The sequence below is a fragment of the Sphingomonas asaccharolytica NBRC 15499 genome, assembly GCF_001598355.1.
Taxonomy (GTDB): domain Bacteria; phylum Pseudomonadota; class Alphaproteobacteria; order Sphingomonadales; family Sphingomonadaceae; genus Sphingomonas; species Sphingomonas asaccharolytica.
Genome location: NZ_BCYU01000016.1, coordinates 1 through 23595, shown reverse-complemented (window position 1 = coordinate 23595; position 23595 = coordinate 1). Strand labels below are relative to the sequence as shown.

Sequence of the window (23595 nt, the reverse complement as noted above, 5' to 3'; positions counted from 1 at the left end):
GACGAATGCGAAAATACAATCTGTCAGCCGAGTGTCAGTGAACCAGGCGCATAGGAGGCTCCGATGACGATCAAAAGGCATCTTGAGGAGCGGCGCTGATGCGCGCGCTGGTGGTCGAGGACGATCCCGATATCGGGATCGACGTCGAACACGGCCTGGCCGATGCCGGGCTGGTGGTCGACCGCATCACCAATGGTCCCGATGCCTGGTTCGCCGGCGATACCGAGGATTATGCGATCGTCGTGCTCGATCTCGGGCTGCCGGGGCTCGACGGACTGACCGTGCTGCGCCGCTGGCGGGCATCGGGGCGGACGATGCCGGTGCTGATCCTGTCGGCGCGCGGCGACTGGACCGAGAAGGTCGAGGGGATCGAGGCGGGGGCGGACGATTATCTCGCCAAGCCGTTCCAGCTCGGTGAACTCGTCACGCGGGCGCGGGCACTGCTGCGCCGTGCCGGCGGCCATGCCGCGCCGGTGCTCGAAATCGGGCGGCTCAAGGTCGATACGCGCAATCGCCGCTTGCTGGTGCGCGATGTCGAGACGCGCGTTTCGCCGCTCGAATTCCGCCTGATCAATTTCCTCGCGCACCAGGCCGATCGCACGATCGCGGTGGGGGAAATCGCCGACCATCTCTACGGCACGTCGGAGATCGGCGACGTCAATGCGATCGAAGCCCTGATCATGCGGCTGCGGCGCAAGATCGGCAGCGACAGTATCGAGACGCGGCGCGGCTTCGGCTATCGGCTGACCGGCGGAGCGGGCTGAGCATGCGGTCGATCCGCCTCCGCCTGATCGCCTTTGCCGCGCTGGCGATCGCTGTCGCCTTGTGGGCGGCGTGGCACGTCATGGGGCTGCTGTTCGAACATTATACCGAGCGCCGCATGGCCGACGCGCTGGTCCGCGACGGCAATGCCGTGGCGGCGGCGGTGCGGGTGGATGCGAAAGGGCGGCCATCGGTCGATCCCGGCGATCTCGACGCGCGTTTCCGGCGGCGCGCGAGCGGCCTCTATTGGGAAGTGCGCGCGCCGGGCGGCATCGCGGGATCGCCGTCGCTCGGCGGCAAGACGCTGTCGGCGGACGAGGACGATCGCGAAGCGACCGGCACGGCCTGGCAGGAAGCCGAGGTACCGGGCCCCTATGAAGACGATCTGATCGTGGTCGAGCGGCGCGTGACGGTCGGCGGCACCGCCGTGTTGGTGCGGGTCGGCGAGGATGACGAGCCGATCGATCGCGCCGGTGCTGCGTTCGCGCGCGAAATGGGGATGTTCCTGCTCGCCTTGGGAATCGCGCTGGCGCTGGCCGCCTGGGTGCAAGTCGAGCTGGGGCTATGGCCGCTGCGGCGCGTCCGGCGCGAACTGGCGGCGATGGCGCGCAACCCGGCGCAGCGCCTGTCCGCCGACCATCCGCGTGAGATCGACGATCTTGCCCAGGCGATCAACACGCTCGCCGATGCGCGCAGCGACGATCTCGGGCGCGCGCGCCGCCGCGCCGCCGACCTCGCCCATGCGCTCAAGACACCGCTCGCCGCGCTCGCCGCGCAAAGCCGGGTAGCGCGCGCGGCCGGTGCTACCGCTGCCGCCGATGCGATCGACCAGACGTTGAGCGCCGCCGCGGCGGTGCTGGAGTCCGAACTGGCGCGCGCGCGCGCCGCCGCCAGCCGGGTAGGCGAGGGGGTGACCGCGACGCGGCCCGCAGCGCTGATCGAGGGCCTGTTCGCGGTACTCGAACGCACCGATCGCGGGATGAGCCTGGTGTTTGACGCGGACATTCCCGCCGATTGGGAAATCGGCATCGACGCCGGCAGCTTCGCCGAGATTTTCGGTAATTTGCTCGACAATGCCGCGCGGCATGCGCGCCGTGTCGTTCGCGTCGATGCATCGCTCGACGCCGGGCGATTGCGCTTCACGGTCGACGATGACGGCCCCGGCATCCCCCCCGACCAGCGCGACGGCGTGCTTCGCCGCGGCGTCCGCCTCGACGAGACCGGCACGGGACATGGGCTTGGACTGTCGATCGTCGCCGATCTGGTCGAGGCGACCGGCGGCACGATCACGCTCGGCGACGCGCCCGATCACGGTCTCCGCGTCACGCTCGATTGGCCGGACACTCTTCTCACCCGCGCCGAGCCGAACTGATCGGCACGCGCCTTCTTTCCCCTTCAAGGAGCTTCCCATGCAGATTGCCCATATTCCGAAGGCCAACGCGCGCTATTGGTCGGCGATCACCTTCGCCAGCCTGTTCGGCACCAATATGGGCGATCTCTATTCGCACGAACTCAAGCTGGGCATCGTGCTCGGCACTTCGATCCTGGCGGCGCTGGCGGCAGCCGTGTTCCTGGTCGAGCGGCGCGATCATGGTCCGCGCGAACTCTATTACTGGCTGGTGATCATCATCATCCGCACCGGCGCGACCAACATCGCCGATTATTTCAAGAAGATCATCTATTGGCCGACCTTCGCCGCGATCCTGACCGCGTTGCTCGCCGGGTTCGCCTGGCTGTCATCGCGCAGCGACGCCAAGCGCGAGGCCGAATCCGAGGCGCAGGGCATGCCCGCGACCGGCACGGCATACTGGCTGGCGATGCTGAGCGCGGGCGTGTTCGGCACCTTTATCGGCGACGTCTGCTCGAAGCTGATCGGCAAGGGCTTCGCCTCGCTCAGCCTCGGTGCGTTGCTGATCGTCGCGTTGTTCGCTTGGCGGCGCGACAGCGGCAACCGCTTCTGGTTCTACTGGATCGCGCTTGCGGTGGCGCGCACCGCCGGCACCGCAATGGGCGACTGGCTCGCCGAGACCGAGGCTCTGGGCATCGGCCTGCCGCTGTCGACGCTGATCACCGGATCGATCTTCGTGCTGATCCTGCTGCTGTGGCCGCGCAAGGGCGGCGCCGCGGTGCCGATCCACGCCTGATTCCCTTGCCGCCTCGCTCGCTCGCGGGGCGGCTTCCTTTTCGAAAGAAGACGCCATGGCTGTCCGTTCTTCCCTGTTGGCCCTCGCTCTCGCCGTCCTCGCGCTGCTTGCCGCTTTTCCCGCTGCCGCGCAGGACGAGTTGCAGGACGGCCCGAAGTCGCTGGTGATCAGCTATCGCGCCAGCGCCGCGCATCGCGTCGCGTTCCGGCGCTATCTCGCCACGAACCTCGCGCCGCGGCTACGCGCGATGAAGGCGAAGGGCGAGATCAGCGATTTCCGCATCTTCTACAGCTGGTATCGCCAGCCGGCGGTGTGGGACGGGCTGGTCATCCTGCGCTTCCCGACCTTCGCCGCGGTGAGCGGGTGGAACGCGATCGAGCATAGCGAACCGGGCGGACTCGACGCGGCCGGGATCGCGCTGGCCGATCCGGTCGCGAGCTATTCGAGCGACCTCGCCTGGTCGCGCAATCCCGACGAGCTGAAGGACGGCGACGTCTATTACGTCATCCCGTACGAATACCGGAACGAGGGCGAATATCGCGATTACGTGAAGGCCTATGTGCTGCCGCAATTCGACGGCTGGATCCAGACCGGCGCGCTGCGCGGGTACGAGATCTACATGAACCGCTATGGCACCGGATCGCCCTGGGATTCGCTGTTCATCCAGCATTATCGTGGGCTGGCGGCGTTCGGGAAACGCCAGCAGATCACTGCGAGCGTGCGCGACACATTGCGCAACGACCCGGTGTGGAAGGCGTGGAGCGACAAGAAGGCCGGCATCCGCAGCGAAAGCGAGAACAGCATCGCGGAGTTGGTTGCGCATTGAGGTGGGAGGTGGTGGGTCCGCAATGCGCCCCAAGTTGGTCGTTTACCGCTGGCCGAAAAAGCGCCCAGAGTGGACGTTAGACAGCGGATCTACATAGGCGATTCGGGCAGACACTCACCTTCGCTGGCCTCTAGCTCACAACGATGGCGCATTTGTCCTGACAGCGCCCGCAGGGTATCGCCAATGCGGATTTAGGTCTTGAACGCCCGAAACCGCTACCTAGATTTTCGCCGCCGGGCGCCGTGTTCGGGTCCGGTGGGTCATAGAGGGCGCCGGCTCAAATTCCGGTGCTCCTCGTGCCCAGATCGCTTCAACTGGAGGATTTGGATATGAGGAACTTCGACTTCGCGCCCTATCGGCGCTCCACGGTCGGCTTCGACCGTCTGTTCGACCTGATGGAAACCGGGCTGCGCACCGATGCCGCCGACGGTTACCCGCCCTTCGACATCGTGCGGGAGGGCGAGGACAGCTATCGCATCACGCTCGCCGTGGCGGGTTTCCGCCCCGACGACATCGAGATCGTCGCGCAGCAGAACCAACTCACTGTCACCGGCAAGCGCGCCGACGATGCCGATACGGGCGAATTCCTGCATCGCGGCATCGCGACGCGGGCATTCGAGCGGCGTTTCCAGCTGGCCGACTTCATCGAGGCCGGCGACGCCCGGTTCGAGAACGGCCTGCTCTCGATCGAGCTCAAGCGCGTCATCCCCGAGGCGATGAAGCCGCGCAAGATCGTGATCGGCGGCGGTGTCACGCCTGCCAACGACCGGCTCGAAGCCCCCAAGAAGGGCGAAGAAAAAGCGGCCTGATCTGACCGTCACTGGCTCGCCGGCGCCATCCCCTCCGGGGAGACGACCGGCGAGCAACGCCTTTTGATCCCCGATGATTCACGTTGCCCCGAGTATCCTGTCGAGCTTCGTCACCCTGCTCGCGACGATCGGCCCGATCGAGACCGGCGTCATTTTCGCGAGCCTGACCACGGGCACACACCGCGCCGCGCGCGCGAGCCTCGCGTTCCGCTCGACTACGATTGCCGGCATCGTCCTGCTGCTGTTCGCGCTGGCGGGAAATCTCGCGCTCGACTTACTTCACATTTCGCTGCCCGCTTTCCGCGTCGCCGGAGGGCTCTTGCTGTTCCTGCAAGCGCTCAGCCTCACCTTTTCAGGGCCAGGCCTGTCGTCGATCAGCGAGCGCGAGCGGCTCGACGCCGAGGAACCCGGAGACATCGCCGTCTTTCCGCTGGCCTTTCCGCTGATCGCCGGGCCGGGCGGCATGGCCGCGGTGGTGCTGTTGATGGGCCGGACGCAAGGCGCGCTCGAAGGCGCCGGCGTGGTGGCGATGATCGCAGTCTGCCTCATTCTCACCTATGGCGCGATGCGCGCGGCGGACCGCCTTGTGCTGCTGCTCGGGCGCACCGGCGCCGATGTCGTGCGCCGGATCGCGGGCGTGTTACTGGCCGGTCTCGCCGTTCAGTTCATCTTCGACGGTCTGCAGGCGGCCCCGTTTCTGCGATAACTCACCGCGGCAATGTCAGGGCGATGCGAGGCCGCATCGAGCGCAGAGAGCACCCGGTCGATGACGCCCGCGTTGCTCGCGGCTTTGGGGAGTTCGCGACGCGCAAAGAGCTGCAGTCGCTCGACATCGCGCTGCGGCATGCCAAGCTCAATGGGCGTTTTTGCCAGCCGCCCGGGATCGACGCCCTGCGCCGATTTGCCCGACGCGAGAAAGTGGTCGAGGAGACGTTTGCGGTCGGCGAACGACCAGCCAAGAGCCTCAAGCTCGGCGGGCGACAAAGCTAACAAAGCGAGCGCAAATTCCATGATGTCGTCGAAGGTCAGGAGGAGGCGGACGATGCGCCCGCCTCGCCTGCGCCATCGTTGAGCAAGGCCACGTGTCATTGCAGCGGGATGATGCCGTCGATGGCTCGCCACTCGGCCGGGCGGATCAGCGTTCCATGGGCAATCCGCACGGAGTGGAGCGACGCCTCGATCTCGCAGTGCCAATGGTCGAGGAACCCGAACAGGACCGGGAAATCCGGCGCCCGGTCATAGTCCTGCCAGATGAAGAGTTGCAGGAGCGAGGGGGCGTCGGGCCGGTAATAATGGATTTCGGCCGTGGTAAGGCCATAGCCCTCCAGCTGGGCAACGAAGGCACGATCGCTCATTGCAGAGATGCACCGCCAAGGGGCGGCTCGTCCAGCGCTCGCATCGCGGCAAAAACGTCGTCGATCGAGACGGGGCGCTTCGCGCCAGGCGGCCGGCGCATCGCCGGCTGATCTTTTACCGCCGCGCGGTCGGACGCCCATGATGCCAATATCGCGCGCTTCACTTCCGGCTCCAGGCTCGGATGACGCGCAACGTCGAAGGGATGAAGAAACCGGGAAAATGGCTGCGACATTGGTGCCTCCTTTCCTGCTGTCGCTCCTTTCTCGTGGGCGGCCGTGGCGCCGCCGTTCCAGATTTTGGGAGGATGCGGCCCGGCGTCAAGACCGGAATGCGGGGCTTGGCCGGCGGTTGTTTCCGATGCTGGCACTCAGAAAGGAGGAGCGCCAAAATTTTTTGATTGCGCCTCTTGAACCGAAAATTGCCTTTTCCTAATTCGCCGCCGCCTGCCGTTCGTTACGGGCGCGCAGGCTTTCACATTGCAACTGCAACTGGAGGTTTTGCCATGCATTTCCGCCCCTTGCACGACCGTGTGGTCGTCCGCCGCATCGAGGCTGACGAGAAGACCGCCGGGGGCATCATCATTCCCGACACCGCTAAGGAAAAGCCGCAGGAAGGCGAGATCGTCGCCATCGGCCCGGGCCTTCGTGACGACAGCGGCGCGCTGGTCGCATTGACGGTCGAGGCCGGCGATCGCGTGCTGTTCGGCAAGTGGTCGGGCACCGAAGTTAGGATCGATGGCGAGGATCTGCTCATCATGAAGGAGAGCGATATCCTCGGCGTGCTCGACGCGGCCGTGCCGCTGAAGAAGGCGGCCTGATCGCCCGCAACCCCCCCTTCGAAAATGGCATTCAAAGAAAGGAGTTGAGCCACGATGGCTGCCAAGGAAGTGAAGTTTGCGTCAGACGCGCGTGATCGCATGCTGCGCGGCGTGGATACGCTTGCAAACGCAGTGAAAGTCACGCTGGGGCCCAAGGGCCGCAACGTCGTGATCGAGAAGTCGTTCGGCGCTCCGCGCATCACCAAGGACGGCGTCACCGTAGCCAAGGAGATCGAACTCGCCGACAAGTTCGAGAATATGGGCGCGCAGATGTTGCGTGAGGTTGCCAACAAGCAGAACGACAAGGCCGGCGACGGTACCACGACCGCGACCGTGCTCGCCCAAGCAATCGTCCGCGAGGGTTCGAAGGCGGTTGCCGCCGGCATGAACCCGATGGACGTGAAGCGCGGTATCGATCTCGCGGTCGGCGCGGTGGTCAAGGACCTCGAGGGGCATGCGAAGAAAGTCAGCGCCAACAGCGAAATCGCGCAGGTCGCGACGATTTCGGCGAATGGCGATGCCGAAGTCGGCAAGATCCTCGCCGAGGCGATGGAGAAGGTCGGCAACGAGGGCGTGATCACGGTCGAGGAAGCCAAGAGCCTCGAGACCGAGCTCGAAACGGTCGAGGGCATGCAGTTCGACCGCGGCTATCTGTCGCCCTATTTCATCACCAACGCCGAAAAGCTCAAGGTCGAGCTCGACGATCCCTACATCCTGATCCACGAGAAAAAGCTCGGCAACCTGCAAGCGCTCGTGCCCGTGCTCGAGCAAGTCGTGCAGGGCGGTCGACCGCTGCTGATCATCGCCGAGGACGTCGAGGGCGAGGCGCTCGCCACGCTCGTCGTCAACAAGCTGCGCGGTGGCCTCAAGGTCGCGGCGGTCAAGGCTCCGGGCTTCGGCGATCGCCGCAAGGCGATGCTCGAGGACATCGCGATCCTGACCGGCGGCAACGTCGTGAGCGAGGAACTCGGCACCAAGCTCGAGAACGTGACCATCGGCATGCTGGGCCGCGCCAAGAAGGTGGTGATCGACAAGGACAATACGACGATCATCGACGGCGTCGGCACTAAAGGCGACATCGACGCGCGCGTGGCGCAGATCCGCCAGCAGATCGAGACGACGACCAGCGACTATGACCGCGAGAAGCTCCAGGAGCGGTTGGCCAAGCTGGCCGGCGGTGTCGCCGTGATCCGCGTCGGCGGTGCGACCGAGGTCGAGGTCAAGGAGCGGAAGGACCGCGTCGATGACGCGCTCCACGCCACCCGCGCCGCGGTAGAGGAAGGCATCTTGCCCGGCGGCGGTATTGCGCTGTTGCGCTCGATCGCGGCGCTCGACGGCCTCAAGGCAGCGAATGACGATCAGCAGTCGGGGATCGACATCGTGCGCCGCGCGCTGCGTGCGCCGGCGCGCCAGATCGCCGAGAATGCCGGCGAGGACGGTGCTTACGTCGTCGGGAAGCTGCTCGAGAACGGCGATTACAACTGGGGCTTCAACGCCGCGACCAGTCAATACGAGGATCTGGTCTCGGCGGGCGTGATCGACCCGGCGAAGGTCGTGCGCACCGCGCTGCAGGACGCGGCGTCGGTGGCCTCACTGCTCATCACCACCGAAGCGCTCGTTGCCGAGCTGCCCAAGGAAGACAAGCCGGCCGCGATGCCGGCCATGGACTACTGAGCGGGGTGGGCCCGGCCTAATGGCCGGGCCCTTCTCGTTTGTGGTTCGGAGACACCTCGCCCTCCGAGATAAATCCAGTCGGACCTGAGGCTAAGGTTGCGACTGCTCAGCGGCCCAATTTCAGTCATTGGGCAGGCGCGCCGGTCAAGCCAAAGGCTGCCATCGTTGTAAGTGGCGTGTTGGTGACGGCAATTAGGTGATGGGCAGACATTCTGCTTAAATGTCACGCCTCACGATCACGAAACCTTTCGACCAAAGTGCTGAAAGCACGGCCTCAGTAATTAGACGGGTGTCGCGAAGAGGGTCAGCATCCCAAGTTGCGACTTTGAACACCACGGGCGCGACACCGTCACGTATCGCGGACCTCACCGCCGCCAAATCACCCGTCGCCATATCGTGCGTCATGAACGTCGAATTGACGGCGCCCGGCATTCGTTCCTTTGCCCAGGTCAATAGGTTTATACTTGAGCAGGTGATTGTCCGGCAGATCGCTAGCTGCCAGTCGCGACCGCTCGCCTCGCACAGTCGGCAACGCGCCCCATAGTCGGCCGTTCAGCTCGGCTCCGCGCCACCCCGGAACCGGCCGTTCATTCGATTTTGCGGTGGCTGCGATACGGGTGACCAACCGCTGGAAGCTCTACCGCGTCGCAATAGGAGCGCGGCATCGCATCGGCTCAGTCTGATCCCGGCGGCTCAGCGAAAGACGGGCGGCCAACACCGCGGAAGTAGGTCAATCGCCCGTGGATCCCGTGAATCGCGACACGTAACTTGCTCCGATGGTCCGCTCCGCCAAGCTCCCGGCGGGGCAGACCCAGTGCCAAGAGCGCCGCGATTGCCGCCCAACACCGTGGCGCCGGGCTTTGCTTGGCGAAAGACGTGGTGATAACGGCCGTCGGCTAACCCGTGAGGCTCTTGGCCAAGGCTTGCCAGGAGGGCGTCGCGTTGAGGGCGATGCGGACAAGCTGCGTGGCGAGGAAAAATCCGCCGCCCCAGATCGTCGCGGGATGCAGCTTGCCACGCGCCCGCACGTCATAAATGACCAGTGCCGCCAGCAGCACATCGGTCAGGATCATCCCGCCAAAAGCCGGGGTCAGCCCGATATGCGTGAAACGCGTGACGCGCGCGAGCGGCGTTGTCAGGATCGCCGCCGTGCCCAGCAGCATCAGCCGCTTGTGCCAGGCGGATCGCTTGCGCATCGCGATGCCGGCGCCAACCAGCACGGCGAAGGTCAGGATCGCGCCCAGCGGAAACACCACAGGCGGCCCCTGCGCCGGCAAGTGATACGCGGCGGCGACTTGCTTGGTGATGATCGCGGTCGCGATGCCCAGCGGCACCATGACGACCGCCAACACCACCCCGGCGGGCCCGACGATCCGGTGGATGTCGCTGCGCCCGGCCGAGATCAGCACGGTCTGGGCGACATAGAGCAAGATCCAGGCAGTGAAGGCTACGCCATGGACGTGGAGCAGGAGCGATAGCGGCTTGGCGTGGAAGACCGGCGCCAGATAATAGCTCGGCGCGAAGCCGATGAAGGTCGCCACCGCGATGACGAACGCCATCGCCGCAAAAAAGCGGCGCTCGGTACTGGGATTCCTACCTTCAACCTTCGCGAGAGACTCCACACCGATTCTCCTCGAGCGACGGTAAGCGGACCAGTCGTGCCGTTCGCTCGTCCAGGTTAAGACTGCCTGATTTGATCAATCTGCGTGAACCGCTGATGCATCGGATCATTGTCATCCGCATCCAACGAAAGGTGGATATGGCTCCGTTTCCCCGTTTGCTGAAGCGGCCCCCGGTAGCACCAAACGCGCGATTGAAAGGACGCAGTTGCGCTCCAACACAATCGGCCTATCGACGATATCTCCGCGGGTGTGCAGCTATCGACCGCCTTTTCCGTATCCGCTGAGTCAGATCATGGGCTTGAACCATGCGTCAACAATGAATCTCATTGTAAACTCGACAATATCAATTTTGGACGTCGATCGACTAATGCGCGCGCCGTAGGTGCACAGCCACTTGGTGAGGTAACAAGCAATATGGCGTCCGATTCGGCAATAAATGCGCTTTATGCCGATTTGCGGCAAGCGGCGCAGCGTGAGCGATTCCGTGCCGGACGACCGAATACGTTGCAGACCACCGCTGTGTTGCACGAGGCCTATATCAAGCTCAGCAATCGCGACTCCTGGGAAAGCAGGGAGCATTTTCTTGCTACGGCGGCCACGGCGATGCGGCATGTCCTGATCGACGCCGCGCGCGAACGGATGAGCGCAAAGCGCGGAGGCGGTGTTCGCCCGGTCACGCTCGACGATATGGACGCTGTTCCCGATCTTAATCAAGACGATGATGAGCAATTGCTGGCAATGGGGGCGGTATTGCAACGCCTGGAGCATTTCGATCCGGACTTGGCGAAGTTGGTCGATTGCCGGTTCTTCGTCGGGTTGAGCGAGCGCGAGACGGGCGAAGTATTGGGGTTCAGCGAACGGACCGTGCGTCGGCGCTGGTTGCAGGCGCGGGCATGGATCCATCGCGAGCTTTCAGCCGATTGAGGTTGGCGCGAAGCCGCGCGATATCTGCCAATCCCCGGGGAGCGGCAACTCTCTTGAACGCGGTGGTCGCGGCGTCGAGGTCGTTGGTTGCCTCTCCCAACCTGCCTTGCGCGATACGTAATACCGCCCGGGCGCGAAACAACAGGCCCTCATTCAGCTGTCGACCGGGGATGTCGGATAGATTGATGGTCGTGGTCGCCAGCAGCCGCTCGGCTTCGCCAATTCTGCCTGACTTCGCCAATGCTTCTATTCTTGCGGTATCGATTTTACTCGAAAGGCGGCTATTACTCGAATCGAAGGTCTTCGCGATTTGTGACGCCTCGTCCAGCGCGCGTAACGCCTCGTTCGATCGATCCATCATCGTCAGCAGCTGGCCGTGGCGCGAAAGATAATCCGCCAAGACGAGCGAGCGACCATACAACCGGCGCTGGATCGCGACGCTGCGCCGTATGAGGGATTCGGCCTTTGCGAAATCAGCCTTCTGAATCGCGATCTCCGATCGGGCCATATAAACGATCGCAATTCCGTCGGGGCGGTCGCCGCTCTGTTCGATAATCTTTTCGCCGTGCTGCAGTAAGGCGTCGGCTTCATCAAGGCGGCCAACCATCGCCAAGTACATGGACTGATAGGAATATCGCCAAGGAAGATCGTAATAATAAAATTTATATGCTCGCTCTGCGTCGGATTGATTCTCATTCAATAGGGCAATGGCTTGGTCGTATTTTCCGGACACTCGAAGCCAATATGCCCTTATATCCACCGTGTCCGCGGATTCCTTGAGGAATCGGTCCGGGTCGGATTTCCATGTCCGCTCCGCTTGATCGAGAAGTTGCCCCGCCGCAGCCGTATTGTCCTCTCGTATATGCACGATGGCCAGCTTCACCTTCAGGCGCGCGGCGCCGATCGGGTCCGTCCGTTCGATCCCGCGTGCCAAGGCGCCGAGCAGAAGCGGTTTAGCGCCCTGCCAGTTACCACTGCCGATATAGATGTCGGCTAAAGTTTCGATCCTGACCGCGACATCCGACGACTGCGCGGGCAGCGAATGGACTAGGTTCCGCGTCGTTATGTCCATCATGTCACCGACCGATGTCGACCGCGATTTCTTTTGGTCATAGGCGTCGCGCAGCATGATTAGCATGGTCTGGCTGGCCGCGCGTTGGCGGGTCGCTTGGCCTCGGGCGATATCTCTTTCCCAGGCGGTTTCTCGCGCTTTAAACGATATGCCGGTGATCGCCGCGATCAACGCGAGAGCGACCGCGACGGTCGAGCCCACCGCGACCCGGTTTCTGCGCAAGAATCGCTGTACCCGGTACGTGCGGGAACCCGTACGAGCGCGCACGGGCTCGAAGGCAAGATGGCGTCGGATATCGGCGGAAAGGTCGGCGACGCTGGGATATCGGTCGGCCGGCGCATGTCGCATCGCCTTCATGACGATGGCGTCAAGGTCGCCGGCGATTGATCGTGCAGGAACGGGCGACCCGCCATTCGGCGCGGACACCGAACTGGGGGAGGGCGGATCGCCGCGCAAGATTCGCAGCACGGTGGAAGAGAGGGTGGCATTTTCGGATTGCCATGGACCGCTGCCGGTCAACAGTTTGAACAAGACGGCCCCGAGCGAGTAGACGTCGGTTGCGACGGTCACCGCCTTATTTTCCAATTGCTCCGGTGCGGCATAATCGGGGGTGAGCAGGGTTCTGGTCAGCGATAGGTCGTTCCCCTCATCGACAATTCGCGCGACCCCGAAGTCGAGCAACCGTACCCGGCCGTGGCGATCGACCAGGACATTGTTCGGTTTGAGATCGAGGTGGACCACCAGCCTGCCATGCGCATAAGAAACCGCGTCGCAGACATCGAGGAACAGCTTCAGCCGCTGCGACAGGGTAGCGCGCCTGCTCTCGCACCAATCGTGGATCGCTTCTCCTTCGACATATTCCAATGCCATGAACGGACGGCCATCGTCGGCGGTGCCGCCGTCGATCAGGCGCGCGATACCGGGATGCTCGAGATCGGCGAGTATGCCGCGCTCGAGCCCGAACAACGCGGCGCTAGTCACCGCTTCGGGCCGCAGCATCTTGAGCGCAACTCGCTGGTCGAACCCGCCCTGTGCCCGTTGGGCGAGATAGACCTCCCCCATCCCGCCGCGGCCGATCAGGCGGAGGATGCGGAATTGTCCCACCATCGTTCCGGGCGCTAGCGAGGCGTAGCCGCTCATGAGTTCGGCATCGGAAAGTCCAATGGCGCGATCGAGGAAGCCGTTCCCCTCGCTCGACCTCAACAGGCTTTTCACTTCCTCGACGACCAGGGCGTTACCGCCCGCGGCGCGAAGCCGCTGTACGCGTTGCGGTGCAGATAGGACGGATAAGGCGTCGAACAATTTCCAGATCGCGACCCATTCGGCCGGGGACGGTTGACGAGGAGCCGCCGACACGCCGCCTTCGCCCGATGACGTGGCCAACTCCCTATTCCGGCGCCGCATTTCGAATGCCGCCCTCCCTACCGCCAATAGGCGCCCATACCCCAATAGCGCATACATTACCTCGACGATAAGCGGGAGCGCGAACGCTCCGCATCCTCAACTCGTTGGACCAGAGAAAATTTTCTGGCCGGTTTGGTCGTCGGTTTCCGTCTCTCGGATTGCACAATGCAATCAGGGGAACGTGAATGGCATCAGCGCAAACGCTGTTTCGGACTATCGAACGGACGACGCCCGGCCCCGCGACACCAGCGAACACGCCGGCCTTGATCTGGATCGACCGGCAGCGGGCCGTCATCGACCGAAACGCCGCGGCCGAGGAAATTCTGGAAAAGGCCAATCCGCTCGAACTCGCTTTTGGTCGCCTGCACGCGCGATGCCGGCGCGACATGGTCAAGTTGGAAACGGCGATGGCGCAGGCGCAAGCGGGAGGGTATGCGACGATCGTGCTGGGCGAGGCCGGGCTGGGCGTTGAAGTGTTGCGCACTGCCCCCGATGCGGCCGAGCAATGCCTGATCCTGCTGCGCGATCCGGCGAAGGAACGTGAGGCGCAGATTGTCGATGCTACGCGCCATTTCGGATTGACCAAAGCCGAACAGGGGTTGCTCGACATCCTGGCCCGAGGCGCTTCCTTGCCAGATGCGGCACAGATGCTGGGTGTCGCGCGCAGCACGGCCCGTACGCACTTGCAACGGCTGTTCGACAAGACCGGCAAGCGGCGTCAGGTCGATTTGCTGCGGATGGTCGCTTCACTGTGACGCGGGAGCGTCCGCAACCGTTGCTCGAAGGACGTCGCGACCGGATCGATCGACGTTGCTGATATCGCCAAGTTCCAGGCCAGCCACCCAATTGTCGCCGCCGTGCGTCGACGTCGCGTCCTTGTCCATCGTTCGGTGGACGCGGGTCGCGACAAGCCGCGCCATCCTAGAGGCCAAGCAGAGAGTCGAGATCGCAGCCGATCCCGATTGCCTGCCGGATCAATAGAAAGGGTTCCTCAATGAGTAGATTTTGGCTTCGACTCCGAAATGCTCGCTTGATCGGGCTGGTCAGCGCAGTGTTGGCTTCTCTTCTCATAGCCGCACCGGCGGCCGCGCAAGTCCGTTTCACGGAGAATTTTATCGAGGGCTTTCAGGCAGTCTGCCTAGATGACGGGGAACTCGCCATTCCGGAAGACGATGATTGCAAGACGGGATTGGTCGGTCATGATTTCGACGCCGTTGTTGGCGTCTACACCGGCACCCCCGACAATCACTCTTTCCTTAAATCTAACGGCGATGCGGAATTCGACGGCCAAGTGGACTTCTACAAGAGCACGACCTTTCACGGTCCGGTCACCTTTGCCGGCACGACAAATTTCACCGCCGCTACCCTGGGTACCACGACTATCAACAACACGGGCCTGATCACGACCGGCGGCATCCATGTGACGAGCGGCTCGCAGTTCGACGGCCCGGCGATCTTCAATGGCGCGGTCAACTCGCAATTTCTGTTCACTGGATCGGCACAAACGATCACGCTTACGGCGACCGGTGCGTCCAAACTCCTCGGAGGCGCGACGGTTGACAAAGGGCTCGCGGTCACCGGAGGTACCACCAGCGATACGCTGACCGTCACCACGGCGCTCACGGCCGCTCCCGGTGCGACAGTCGATATGGGCGGCAACCGCGTACAGAATGTCGGCACCCCAATCGCCGGGACCGACGCGGCGAATAAGGACTATGTCGATACCGCTGTGAGCGGCGTGCAAGGCAATGTGACGGCGCTGACCAACCAAGTCGCGGGCCAGGCGACGCGCATCACGGCCGTAGAGAACGTCAACAATGTTCAGGACACCCGCCTGACAGCGATCGAAAACGTCAACAGCGTGCAGGACACGCGTCTGGGCGCGGTGGAGACCGAAAATACCGTGCAGAATACGCGGCTGACGTCGGTGGAAAACGTGAATGCCGGCCAGGACGCTAGGATGACAGCGATCGAGGCGGTGAATACGACGCAATCCAACCAGATCAGCACACTGCAAGGACAGGTCGGTAGCCTGCAGACTTCGGTGAAGGGGCTGCGTCGGAACATCAAGGAGGCCAATGCTGGCATCGCCGCGGCCGTGGCGCTGGGTGGCACGATGATCGTTCCCGATAGCGCGGTGTCGGTGTCCTTCAACCTGGCGACGTATCGCGGTCAGCAGGGCTTTTCAGGTTCCCTGGTGGGGCGGGTGAATCCGCGGATCTACGTGAATGCGGGCGTTGCGGCCTCGACTGTGCGCGGTTCGACGACCGGACGCGTCGGCATCAGCTTCGGTCTGTAGAAGCGCGATGAGGACATTAGGAAATCTGGCGATCGCAGCCTCGGTCGCTGGAGGTCTCTTCACCGCACTAACTCTCACCGAAGCGAGTGCCGACGGCCTCGACCTCGGCATGACCAAATTCGTGCTGCCAATGGTGCTCGGCTCGGGATTGTTCGCCGGACTGAATGCGCGCTCGGCCAATCGTCGGGTGCCGTTGGCGAACGATGACCGAAAGGCGGAGCTACTTGCCTTTACGCCGCGTCCGGGGATCGGCTGGGTCGTCGTGATGCGCACCAAGAAGAATGCCGGAGGGGCGCTGGGTTTTGATGTGTCGATCGACGGTAAGGTGATCGCGCAGCTGATGCCCAAGCGCTTTACCGTCGTCGCGCTGACGGCGGGCGAGTACCGTCTCGTTGCCGACATGCCGGGCGCCCCGGGTTCGGTCGTTCCGCTCGACATGCTGGTCGGCCCCGGTACGATTCAGATCTTCGCGATCGAAACGTCGATGGGGCTGATGCGCGCCAATATCCGGCTCGATCCTGTCGCTGACACGCCCGCGGCGCGCGCTGCTCTCGCCCGGATGTCGTTGGTGGAAGCCGAGGCATGATCTTGAACGCAATGATTACGCAGGCCGTCATCACCGCCCTGCCGTTGCTGGTATTTGCGGTGATTGGCATCGTCCTGTCGCGAAGGAATGCACGGCAGACGATGTCGTCCGCACCGATCGAGGTCGCGGCGGACGGAACGATCGCCGTGCCGATACACGGCCTCTATCTACGCCGCACCGGCATTTATGGGGGCGATTCGAACAATAGTATCAACCCACGTTTCGCCATCGGACCGGAGGGCATCCGTTATCGCGTGTTTCGACAGAGCCGGCTGCCCTTTTCGGCGATCGATCATGTTGAGGTTCGCGAGAGGTTCGGTTCCGTACATCTGCTGTTCTTGAACACCTCCGGTCCCCACTTGCTCAGCGTCAATGTCGGGAACCGCGATCGCGCGAAGCAAGTGCTGAATGCTTTGCCCCATACCGTGGCGCTCACGCCAGAGGCAGCGACGATCCGCGACGGCGCGGCCGACGCGGCGACGTTGGGTCTTCGCGTATATCACGGCCGCTTCGCCTAGCGCGCCTCCGCGGTATTTGCGTCCGCTAAGGCGGGCTGCTCGCCCGATAGCCGTCTGGCCGCTTTCGGCCCACTTCTTGCCATTACTTTTGGCGGCGATCGAATTGCCCCAACTGGATCGATAACCGACCGGCCGCTTGATCCGCCTACGCCATGCTTGCGGATCGTATTATTGGGCGTATGAGTGCAATATCGAATTGAACGCGAGGTGATCGATATGCGGTGGCGGCTCCTGGCATTGGCTTTGGCGGCTACCCCCGGCTTCTCGGCGGCGGAAATTGGCAGGCAGCCGGCAATCTCGGCCAAGTCGGTGCGCGACGATACCTTTCCCACGGTCGAGGCGCGCTATCCCAGTGGGATCGTCGCGCGCGGGCATGTCGAATATGCCAATTATGTCGGCTATCGGCCGCTGCAGCTCGACCTCTATCTCCATGCCGATCGCGCGACGGCGAAGCCGCGGCCGCTGGTGATCTGGGTGCATGGCGGGGGCTGGAGCCGGGGCGATGCGCGGCAGTCGGGGGCGTTTGCCGACTGGCCGGGCGTGCTCGCGATGCTGGCGGCGCGCGGCTATGTCGTCGCCTCGGTCGATTACCGGTTGAGCGGGGAGGCGAAGTTTCCGGCGCCGGTGCAGGACGTGAAAGCGGCGGTGCGGTTCCTGCGCAACCAGGCGGGCGCTTACGGCATCGATCCGGCGCGGGTCTATCTGTGGGGTGGATCGGCGGGCGGGCATCTGGCGGGGCTGGCGACGGTGACGTGCGGGGTGGCCGCGTTCGATCCGCCGGCATCGACCGGGCGGTTGCCTGGATCGCAAGCCAGGACCGCGAAGCCCTTGCCGCAGTCGGATTGCGTGCAGGGCGCGGCGCTGTGGTACGGCGCTTTCGATTTCGCGCTGGGCGGCGGGACGGCGCTCAACGCCAAGACGCTGACCGGCTTGCTGGGCTGCGATCCGGCGGCGTGCCGCGATACGGCCGCCGCCGCGAGCCCGATCCGCTATGTGAAGCGCGGGACGCCGCCGCTGCTGCTGATCCACGGCACTGCCGATGAGGAAGTCGGCTTCGGCCAGAGCGAGGCGATGGCGGCGAAGATGAAGGCGGCGGGCGCCCCGGTCGAGTTCGTGCCGGTGGCCGGCGCCGATCACGGCTTTATCGACGCGACGCCCGAGGCGACCAAGCGGGACAGCCTGTTGGCGCTGGATCGGACGTTCGCGTTTTTCGACCGGCTGTCGAAGCGCTGATCGAGGCTCGGGGCGAACACGCGATACGCCTCCCCGACCTTCGCCCAGAGCTATCGCATATGGGAATGGGTTTGCTGTGTCGGGGTATGATGTCGGGTAGGTTCAGCCTTAACCGTCATGCCGGGCTCGTCCCGGCATCCACCGTCCCGCATACCCATCGGCCCTTGGTGACGCGGCCCGGTGGACCCCGGGACGAGCCCGGGGTGACGCAAGGTAATTCGCGCCATCCCGGTTCACGGCACGAGGTTCCATATGCAATTCCCCCCCCCCCGGCCTTCGCCGCGGAAGCGTGCGTTGGCGATCGGAGCGGCTATGCCTTAAAGTTGCGCACTTCGCCGAGGATCAGCGGGATGATGCCGCCGGCGCGCAGCACCGAGAGTTCGAGCGCGGTTTCGACCTGGGCGGCGGCGTCGAACCGCTCGACGCCGCCGTCGCGGCGATGGATCGCGACCGGCACGGTCGCGCGCGGGGTGAGCGTCTCGGCGGGCGTGTCGATCTCGATCCGGTCTTCGGGGGCCAGCGCGAGCGTGGAGGGATGGCGGTCGGGCGGCAGGCGCAGCGGGAGGATGCCCATGTTGACCAGGTTCGAGCGATGGATCCGCTCGAAGCTCGCCGCCAGCACCGCGCGCGCGCCGAGCAGGCTCGCGCCTTTCGCCGCCCAGTCGCGCGACGACCCCATGCCGTAGCGCTCGCCGGCGACGATCACGACGGGCTGGGCGGTCTCGGCATAATGTGCGGCCGCGCGCCACAAGGGCAGGGGCGCGCCGCCGGTCGCCGTCACCGTGCTGCCCGGCGGGATCGCCTCGCCGAGCAGGTTGCGGACGGTGCGGTTGGTGAACAGGCCGCGCACCATCACTTCCCAATTGCCGCGCCGCGACGAGAAGACGTTGAGGTCGGCCGGGTCGGCGCCGTGCTCGATCAGCCAGCGCGCGGCGTCGCTGTCCGCCGGGATCGCGCCGGCGGGGGAGATGTGATCGGTCGTCACGTCGTCGCCGAGCACGATCAGCGGTGCGGCGGAATAATGACCCAGCCGGTCGTCGCGCTCCATCCGGGCGAAGGGCGGCGGGCGCAGATAGGTCGAGCCGGGATGCCAGGGATAGAGCGGGGTGTCGGGCGCGGGCAGCGCCGCCCAGGCCGCGCTTGCCTCCGCCTCATTGAACGCCGCGGCATAGTCTTGCGGCCGGATCGCCATCGCCGCGGCGGCATCGATCTCCGCGCCCGTCGGCCATAGCCGGTCGAGCGTGACCGGCGCGCCGTCGGCATCCTGGCCGATCGCGTCGCGGGCGATATCGATCGCGGCGTTGCCGGCCAGGGCGTAAGCGACGGTCAGCGCGGGCGAGGCGAGAAAGGCATCCTCGATCTGCGGATGGACTCGCCCCGGAAAATTGCGGTTGCCTGACAGGATGCCGACCGGACGCGCGCTACCCGCCTCGATCGCCTGCAGCATCGGTTCGGCCAGCTTTCCCGAATTGCCGATGCAAACGGTGCAGCCATAACCGACGATCGCGAAGCCGACTGCCTCGAGGTCCCCGAGCAGGCCGGCACGGATGAGCAGCCGCTCCGCGCTCGGGGAGCCCGGTGCCAGGCTGGTCTTGACCCAATCGGGCGGCGTCAGCCCCAGTGCGCGTGCCTTGCGCGCGACCAGGCCGGCGGCGAGCAATTGGCGCGGGTCGGACGTGTTGGTGCAACTGGTGATCGCCGCGATCGCGACCGGCCGCTCGGGCATCACCGTTGCCGGGCCCGCACCGAGCAAGGCAGGCACGTCGGCCGTCGCGACCAGGTCCTGCGGACGGCGCGGACCGGCGAGCGAGATGCCGATCGCGGACAAGTCGATCTCGATCGTCTCGGCATAGACGGGCGAAGCTTCGGCCTCGAACCACAATCCGGTCGCGCACGCATAATCGTCGACCAGCGCGATCTGCGCTTCGCTCCGTCCGGTCTGACGCAGGTAATCGAGAGTCGCGCCATCGATCGGGAAATAGCCGGTCGACGACCCATATTCGGGCGCCATGTTGGCGACGACCGAACGATCCCCCGCCGACAGGGTCGCGACACCGGGGCCGAAGAACTCGACGAACCGTCCGGCCAGCTCGATCCGGCGCAGACGATGCGTGACGACCAACGCCAAATCGGTCGCGGTCACGCCCTCGCGCAGCCGCCCGGTCAGCCGTACCCCGACCACGTCGGGGACGCGCATCATCACCGGCATGCCGAACATCACGCTTTCAGCTTCCAGCCCGCCGACGCCCCAGCCGAGCACGCCGATGCCGTTGATCATCGGCGTATGGCTGTCGGTGCCGATCAGCGTGTCGGGCATTGCCCAGCGCGTGCCGGCACGATCTTCGCTGGTGACGATGGTCGCCAGTTGTTCGAGGTTGATTGTGTGCATGATGCCGGTGCCGGGGGGATGCACGGTGAAATTGTCGAGCGTTGCCGATGCCCATTTCATGAAGCTGTAGCGCTCGGCATTGCGCTCCAGCTCGCGGGCCATGTTGCGCGCGGCGGCGTCGCGGCTGCCGTAGACATCCACCGCCAGGCTATGGTCGGTCGAGACGTTGACCGGGAGCATTGGATTGAGCGCATCGGGGTCGCCGCCGGCATCGGCCAGCGCCTGGCGCGCGGCGGCGATGTCGACCAAAGCAGGGCCGCAGGTCGTGTCGTGCATCATCACCCGGCCGGGCCAGAAGGCGATCTCGGCATCGCTCGTGCCTTGCGCGATCCACTGCTCGACCAGCGCGATCGTCGCCGGATCGTTACCGCTCCGCCGCAACAGATTCTCGATCAGGATACGATGGACGACGGGCAGCCGGGCCAGGCCGAGCGCGGCGAGATCGACGATCGAATAGCCGGTGCCGTTGCTGGTCAGCGCGCGGGTCGGGACGGTCATGCGGACTCCTTGCGCGAGGCCAGCGGCGCGGTGAGCACCATCACGAACGCGACCAGGGTGAGCCCGGCCAGGAATACCAGCCCGGTCGGGGGCTTGCCGCTCGCCTTGGCGACCACGCCGACGACATAGGGCCCGACAAACCCGCCGAGATTGCCGATCGAGTTGATCGCGGCGATCGAGACCGCGGCGGTGGCGCGCGACAGGAAGATGCCCGGCAGGGTCCAGAACGGCGCCTTGAACGCATAGAAACCAGTCAGCGCCGCCGCGAGCAGGATCGTCGCCGGCACCGGGCCGGCAACCCAGGCGACGCCGCCCAGGGTCGCACCCGCCAGCAGCAGCGGCCAGGCAGTATGATAGCGCCGCTCGCCGGTGCGATCCGATCGCCGCGACCACAGCACCATGCCGATCGTCGCGACGATATAGGGCAGGGTGGCGATCAATCCGGTCTCGACATTGCTGAGCGACTTGCCCGAATGTTTGACGATCTGGGGCAGCCAATAGCCGACGCCCAGGCTGCCGGCCTGATAGACGAAATAGATCGCCGCCAGATACAAGACGCGCGGCTCGGTGATCGCGCGCCAGGTATTGAGATGGCGCACGCCGGTCGCGGCATGCTCGCGCGCGATCTCCGCTTCCAGCCAGTCGCGCTCGTCCGCCGCCAGCCAGCGCGCATTGGCCGGGCGATCGACCAGCAGCCGATAGGTGAACAGCCCGCCGATCACCGCGGGCAGGCCCTCGATCAGGAACATCCAGCGCCACCCGGTCAGCCCCAGGCCCTGGACATGATCGATGATCCAGGTGCTGACCGGCGTGCCGATGATGTACGATACCGGGATCGCCGCGGTGAACATCGCCACCACCGTTGCCTGTTCGCGGCCGCGGAACCAGGCGGTCAGATAGATGATGATCGCGGGGAAATAGCCTGCCTCGGCGACGCCGAGCAGAAAGCGCAGGCCATAGAGCTGCGAGGTCGATTGGACGAAGGCGGTGGCCATCGACACCGCGCCCATGCCGATCAGGATGCGCGCGATCCAGATGCGCGGGCCGTAGCGGGCCATCAGCATGTTGCTCGGCACTTCGAACAGGAAATAGCCGATGAAGAAGATGCCCGCGGCGAATCCGAACGCTTCGTCCGAAATCCGCAGCTCGGCATTCATCTGGAGCGCGGCGTAGCCGATATTCGCGCGGTCGATATACGAGACGATGTAGAGCACGAAACACAGCGGCACGATCCGCCAGAACACCCGGCGCATGATCCTGCGGTCGTCGGCCTCGGTCAGGGGCGGGGGTGCGTTGCTCTCCATAATATGTTCTTTGACATTCAGAAATACAAAGAGCAAGGATTACCTATCTCGAGACGGAGTTCGCCGATGCAATCCAAGTCCGCACCGCCCGCCTGGCGCGCGTCGCGACGGACGGTGATCGCCGGGCTGGCCGCGGGGATTGCGATGGGAAAAAAGGCCGCTTGGGCGGCCGGGGGAGGATCGATGCCGGGTTTCGCTTATGTCGGGTGCCGCACCAGCCGCGAGCGCAATGCCCGGGGCGACGGCATCTCGGTCTATCGGATCGGCACGGACGGCGCCTGGGCGCGCGTCCAGTTGGTCGGCGACCTGGTCAATCCATCCTATCTCGCCTTCGATCGCACGCGCCGCTTCCTCTACACCGTTCATGGCGACGGCAGCGAGGCGAGCGCGTTTCGGATCGACCCGGCATCGGGCCAATTGACCTTCCTCAACCGCGTCACCACCGGCGGCCGCAACCCGGTGCATTTGACGCCCGATCCGACCAATCGCTTCATGGTGATCGCCAACCATGTCGTCGCCGACGGCGTGAAGTCGGGCATCGCCAGCCTGCCGATCCACGAAGACGGACGGCTGGGCGCGCCGGTCGACATGGTGCCGTTCGACGGCAAGATCGGGCCGCATCGCGTCGAGCAACCCTTTCCCAAGCCGCACCAGGTCGAATTCGATCCCAGCGGCCGGTTCATCGTCGTGCCGGACAAAGGCTGCGACCGCGTATTGGTCTTCACCATCGATGCCGCGGGCAAGCTGCACGAGGCGTCCGCGACCCCGGCGCGCGAGACGTCGGGCCCGCGCCACGTCGCTTTTCACCCGACCGTTCCTTATGCTTATGTCGTCAGCGAGCTCGATTCGACCGTCGTCGCCTATCGGCTCGATCGCCAGTCGGGCTCGCTCAAACCGTTCCAGATCGTCTCCACCCTGTCGGAGGATTTCACCGGCAACAGCCGCGGATCGGAGATCGCGGTGTCGCGCGACGGGCGCTACCTCTATGCCTCCAACCGCGGTGCCGATACCGTCGCCGTCTTCGCGATCGACCGCGCAAACGGTCGGCTTGAGTGGAGGGGCTCCGTCCCTGCCGGAGGAAAGACGCCGCGCTTCTTCGCGCTGAGGCGCGACGCGATGTTCGTCGCCAACGAGGAGGGGCACAACGTCGTGCGCTTCGCGATTGGGGTGGACGGCATTCCGCGCGATCCGGTGGTGGTCGCCGAGACCGGTAGTCCGACTTCGATCGTTTTCAGCTTGTAGGGCTAAGCGCTCCCGTAGCCGTCATCCCCGCGAACGCGGGGACCCATCACCTGGCTGGGCGGCGCATCGCACCGGTAAGGTTTAGAGGAAAGCGTTGGAGCTGGGTCCCCGCGAAA

22 protein-coding genes are annotated in these 23595 nt (G+C 64.8%); 15 read left to right on the top strand and 7 right to left on the bottom strand.

Going from position 1 to position 23595, the window contains the following annotated elements; genetic code table 11:
• Window positions 1-98: 98 nt before the first annotated feature.
• The 6 genes from SAS01S_RS06320 to SAS01S_RS06295 all read left to right on the top strand — a co-directional run bounded on the left by SAS01S_RS06320 (window position 99) and on the right by SAS01S_RS06295 (window position 5247).
• The gene (locus SAS01S_RS06320) at window positions 99-764 is read left to right on the top strand and encodes a response regulator transcription factor (protein ID WP_066806320.1); all 666 of its coding nucleotides are present in this window, start codon (window positions 99-101) and stop codon (window positions 762-764) included.
• Between the two features lie 2 nt (window positions 765-766).
• Window positions 767-2134: a sensor histidine kinase gene (locus SAS01S_RS06315; protein WP_066806318.1), complete on the top strand. Its 1368-nt coding sequence runs from the start codon at window positions 767-769 to the stop codon at window positions 2132-2134.
• A 37-nt stretch (window positions 2135-2171) separates the two neighbouring features.
• Window positions 2172-2906, top strand: coding sequence for a COG4705 family protein (locus SAS01S_RS06310; RefSeq protein WP_066806316.1), 735 nt, complete (start codon window positions 2172-2174; stop codon window positions 2904-2906).
• A gap of 55 nt (window positions 2907-2961) precedes the next feature.
• Window positions 2962-3732 (top strand): hypothetical protein, encoded by a 771-nt coding sequence (locus tag SAS01S_RS06305; protein WP_157082687.1) that lies wholly within the window; start codon window positions 2962-2964, stop codon window positions 3730-3732.
• 329 nt (window positions 3733-4061) lie between these two features.
• The gene (locus SAS01S_RS06300) at window positions 4062-4541 is read left to right on the top strand and encodes an Hsp20 family protein (RefSeq protein WP_066806312.1); all 480 of its coding nucleotides are present in this window, start codon (window positions 4062-4064) and stop codon (window positions 4539-4541) included.
• Between the two features lie 73 nt (window positions 4542-4614).
• Window positions 4615-5247, top strand: a complete 633-nt coding sequence (locus SAS01S_RS06295) for a MarC family protein (RefSeq protein WP_245656766.1) — start codon at window positions 4615-4617, stop codon at window positions 5245-5247.
• On the opposite strand, the gene SAS01S_RS06290 is transcribed toward SAS01S_RS06295, so the two are convergent.
• From SAS01S_RS06290 to SAS01S_RS06280, 3 genes are read right to left on the bottom strand one after another with little or no spacing between them, the layout of a single operon-like run.
• Complete coding sequence (locus tag SAS01S_RS06290) at window positions 5202-5630, bottom strand: hypothetical protein (protein WP_066806311.1); 429 nt, start codon at window positions 5628-5630, stop codon at window positions 5202-5204. The two genes, SAS01S_RS06295 and SAS01S_RS06290, sit on opposite strands and share 46 nt — an antisense overlap.
• Window positions 5627-5896 carry an usg protein gene (locus tag SAS01S_RS06285; RefSeq protein ID WP_066806309.1) on the bottom strand — a complete coding sequence of 90 codons (270 nt, stop codon included), beginning with the start codon at window positions 5894-5896 and terminating at the stop codon, window positions 5627-5629. The genes SAS01S_RS06290 and SAS01S_RS06285 overlap by 4 nt, the downstream gene beginning before the upstream one ends.
• Window positions 5893-6129, bottom strand: a complete 237-nt coding sequence (locus tag SAS01S_RS06280; protein ID WP_066806305.1) for a hypothetical protein — start codon at window positions 6127-6129, stop codon at window positions 5893-5895. The genes SAS01S_RS06285 and SAS01S_RS06280 overlap by 4 nt, the downstream gene beginning before the upstream one ends.
• Before the next feature lie 270 nt (window positions 6130-6399).
• On the opposite strand from SAS01S_RS06280, the gene groES reads away from it, so the two are divergent.
• Window positions 6400-6714: a co-chaperone GroES gene (gene groES, locus SAS01S_RS06275; protein WP_066806303.1), complete on the top strand. Its 315-nt coding sequence runs from the start codon at window positions 6400-6402 to the stop codon at window positions 6712-6714.
• 54 nt (window positions 6715-6768) lie between these two features.
• Window positions 6769-8388 carry a chaperonin GroEL gene (gene groL, locus SAS01S_RS06270; RefSeq protein WP_066806301.1) on the top strand — a complete coding sequence of 540 codons (1620 nt, stop codon included), beginning with the start codon at window positions 6769-6771 and terminating at the stop codon, window positions 8386-8388.
• An 896-nt stretch (window positions 8389-9284) separates the two neighbouring features.
• Here groL and SAS01S_RS06260 read toward each other — a convergent pair.
• A complete protein-coding gene (locus SAS01S_RS06260) occupies window positions 9285-10010 on the bottom strand; it encodes a hypothetical protein (protein WP_157082686.1) in 726 nt (241 codons plus the stop codon).
• Between the two features lie 249 nt (window positions 10011-10259).
• Here SAS01S_RS06260 and SAS01S_RS22115 point away from each other — a divergent pair, with 249 nt between their 5' ends.
• Entirely contained in the window at window positions 10260-10934 is a 675-nt protein-coding gene (locus tag SAS01S_RS22115; protein ID WP_218016256.1) for an ECF-type sigma factor, read from the top strand.
• On the opposite strand, the gene SAS01S_RS06250 is transcribed toward SAS01S_RS22115, so the two are convergent.
• Complete coding sequence (locus tag SAS01S_RS06250) at window positions 10861-13389, bottom strand: serine/threonine protein kinase (protein WP_066806292.1); 2529 nt, start codon at window positions 13387-13389, stop codon at window positions 10861-10863. The two genes, SAS01S_RS22115 and SAS01S_RS06250, sit on opposite strands and share 74 nt — an antisense overlap.
• Before the next feature lie 206 nt (window positions 13390-13595).
• Here SAS01S_RS06250 and SAS01S_RS06245 point away from each other — a divergent pair, with 206 nt between their 5' ends.
• From SAS01S_RS06245 to SAS01S_RS06225, 5 genes are all read left to right on the top strand, one after another.
• The gene (locus tag SAS01S_RS06245) at window positions 13596-14165 is read left to right on the top strand and encodes a helix-turn-helix transcriptional regulator (protein WP_066806290.1); all 570 of its coding nucleotides are present in this window, start codon (window positions 13596-13598) and stop codon (window positions 14163-14165) included.
• A gap of 275 nt (window positions 14166-14440) precedes the next feature.
• On the top strand, window positions 14441-15709 hold the full coding sequence (locus SAS01S_RS06240) for a YadA C-terminal domain-containing protein (RefSeq protein ID WP_066806288.1): 1269 nt from the start codon (window positions 14441-14443) through the stop codon (window positions 15707-15709).
• Window positions 15710-15716: 7 nt separating this feature from the next.
• The gene (locus SAS01S_RS06235) at window positions 15717-16295 is read left to right on the top strand and encodes a hypothetical protein (RefSeq protein WP_066806286.1); all 579 of its coding nucleotides are present in this window, start codon (window positions 15717-15719) and stop codon (window positions 16293-16295) included.
• The gene (locus SAS01S_RS06230) at window positions 16292-16813 is read left to right on the top strand and encodes a hypothetical protein (protein ID WP_066806284.1); all 522 of its coding nucleotides are present in this window, start codon (window positions 16292-16294) and stop codon (window positions 16811-16813) included. Before SAS01S_RS06235 ends, SAS01S_RS06230 begins: the two co-directional genes overlap by 4 nt.
• A 183-nt stretch (window positions 16814-16996) precedes the next feature.
• On the top strand, window positions 16997-18046 hold the full coding sequence (locus SAS01S_RS06225; RefSeq protein ID WP_066806282.1) for an alpha/beta hydrolase: 1050 nt from the start codon (window positions 16997-16999) through the stop codon (window positions 18044-18046).
• 310 nt (window positions 18047-18356) lie between these two features.
• On the opposite strand, the gene acnA is transcribed toward SAS01S_RS06225, so the two are convergent.
• Both acnA and SAS01S_RS06215 read right to left on the bottom strand, forming a co-directional pair.
• Window positions 18357-20933, bottom strand: a complete 2577-nt coding sequence (gene acnA / locus SAS01S_RS06220) for an aconitate hydratase AcnA (protein ID WP_066806280.1) — start codon at window positions 20931-20933, stop codon at window positions 18357-18359.
• Window positions 20930-22237, bottom strand: coding sequence for an MFS transporter (locus SAS01S_RS06215; RefSeq protein ID WP_066806278.1), 1308 nt, complete (start codon window positions 22235-22237; stop codon window positions 20930-20932). Before SAS01S_RS06215 ends, acnA begins: the two co-directional genes overlap by 4 nt.
• Window positions 22238-22303: 66 nt before the next feature.
• Here SAS01S_RS06215 and SAS01S_RS06210 point away from each other — a divergent pair, with 66 nt between their 5' ends.
• Entirely contained in the window at window positions 22304-23479 is a 1176-nt protein-coding gene (locus SAS01S_RS06210) for a lactonase family protein (protein WP_218016255.1), read from the top strand.
• Window positions 23480-23595 lie beyond the last annotated feature (116 nt).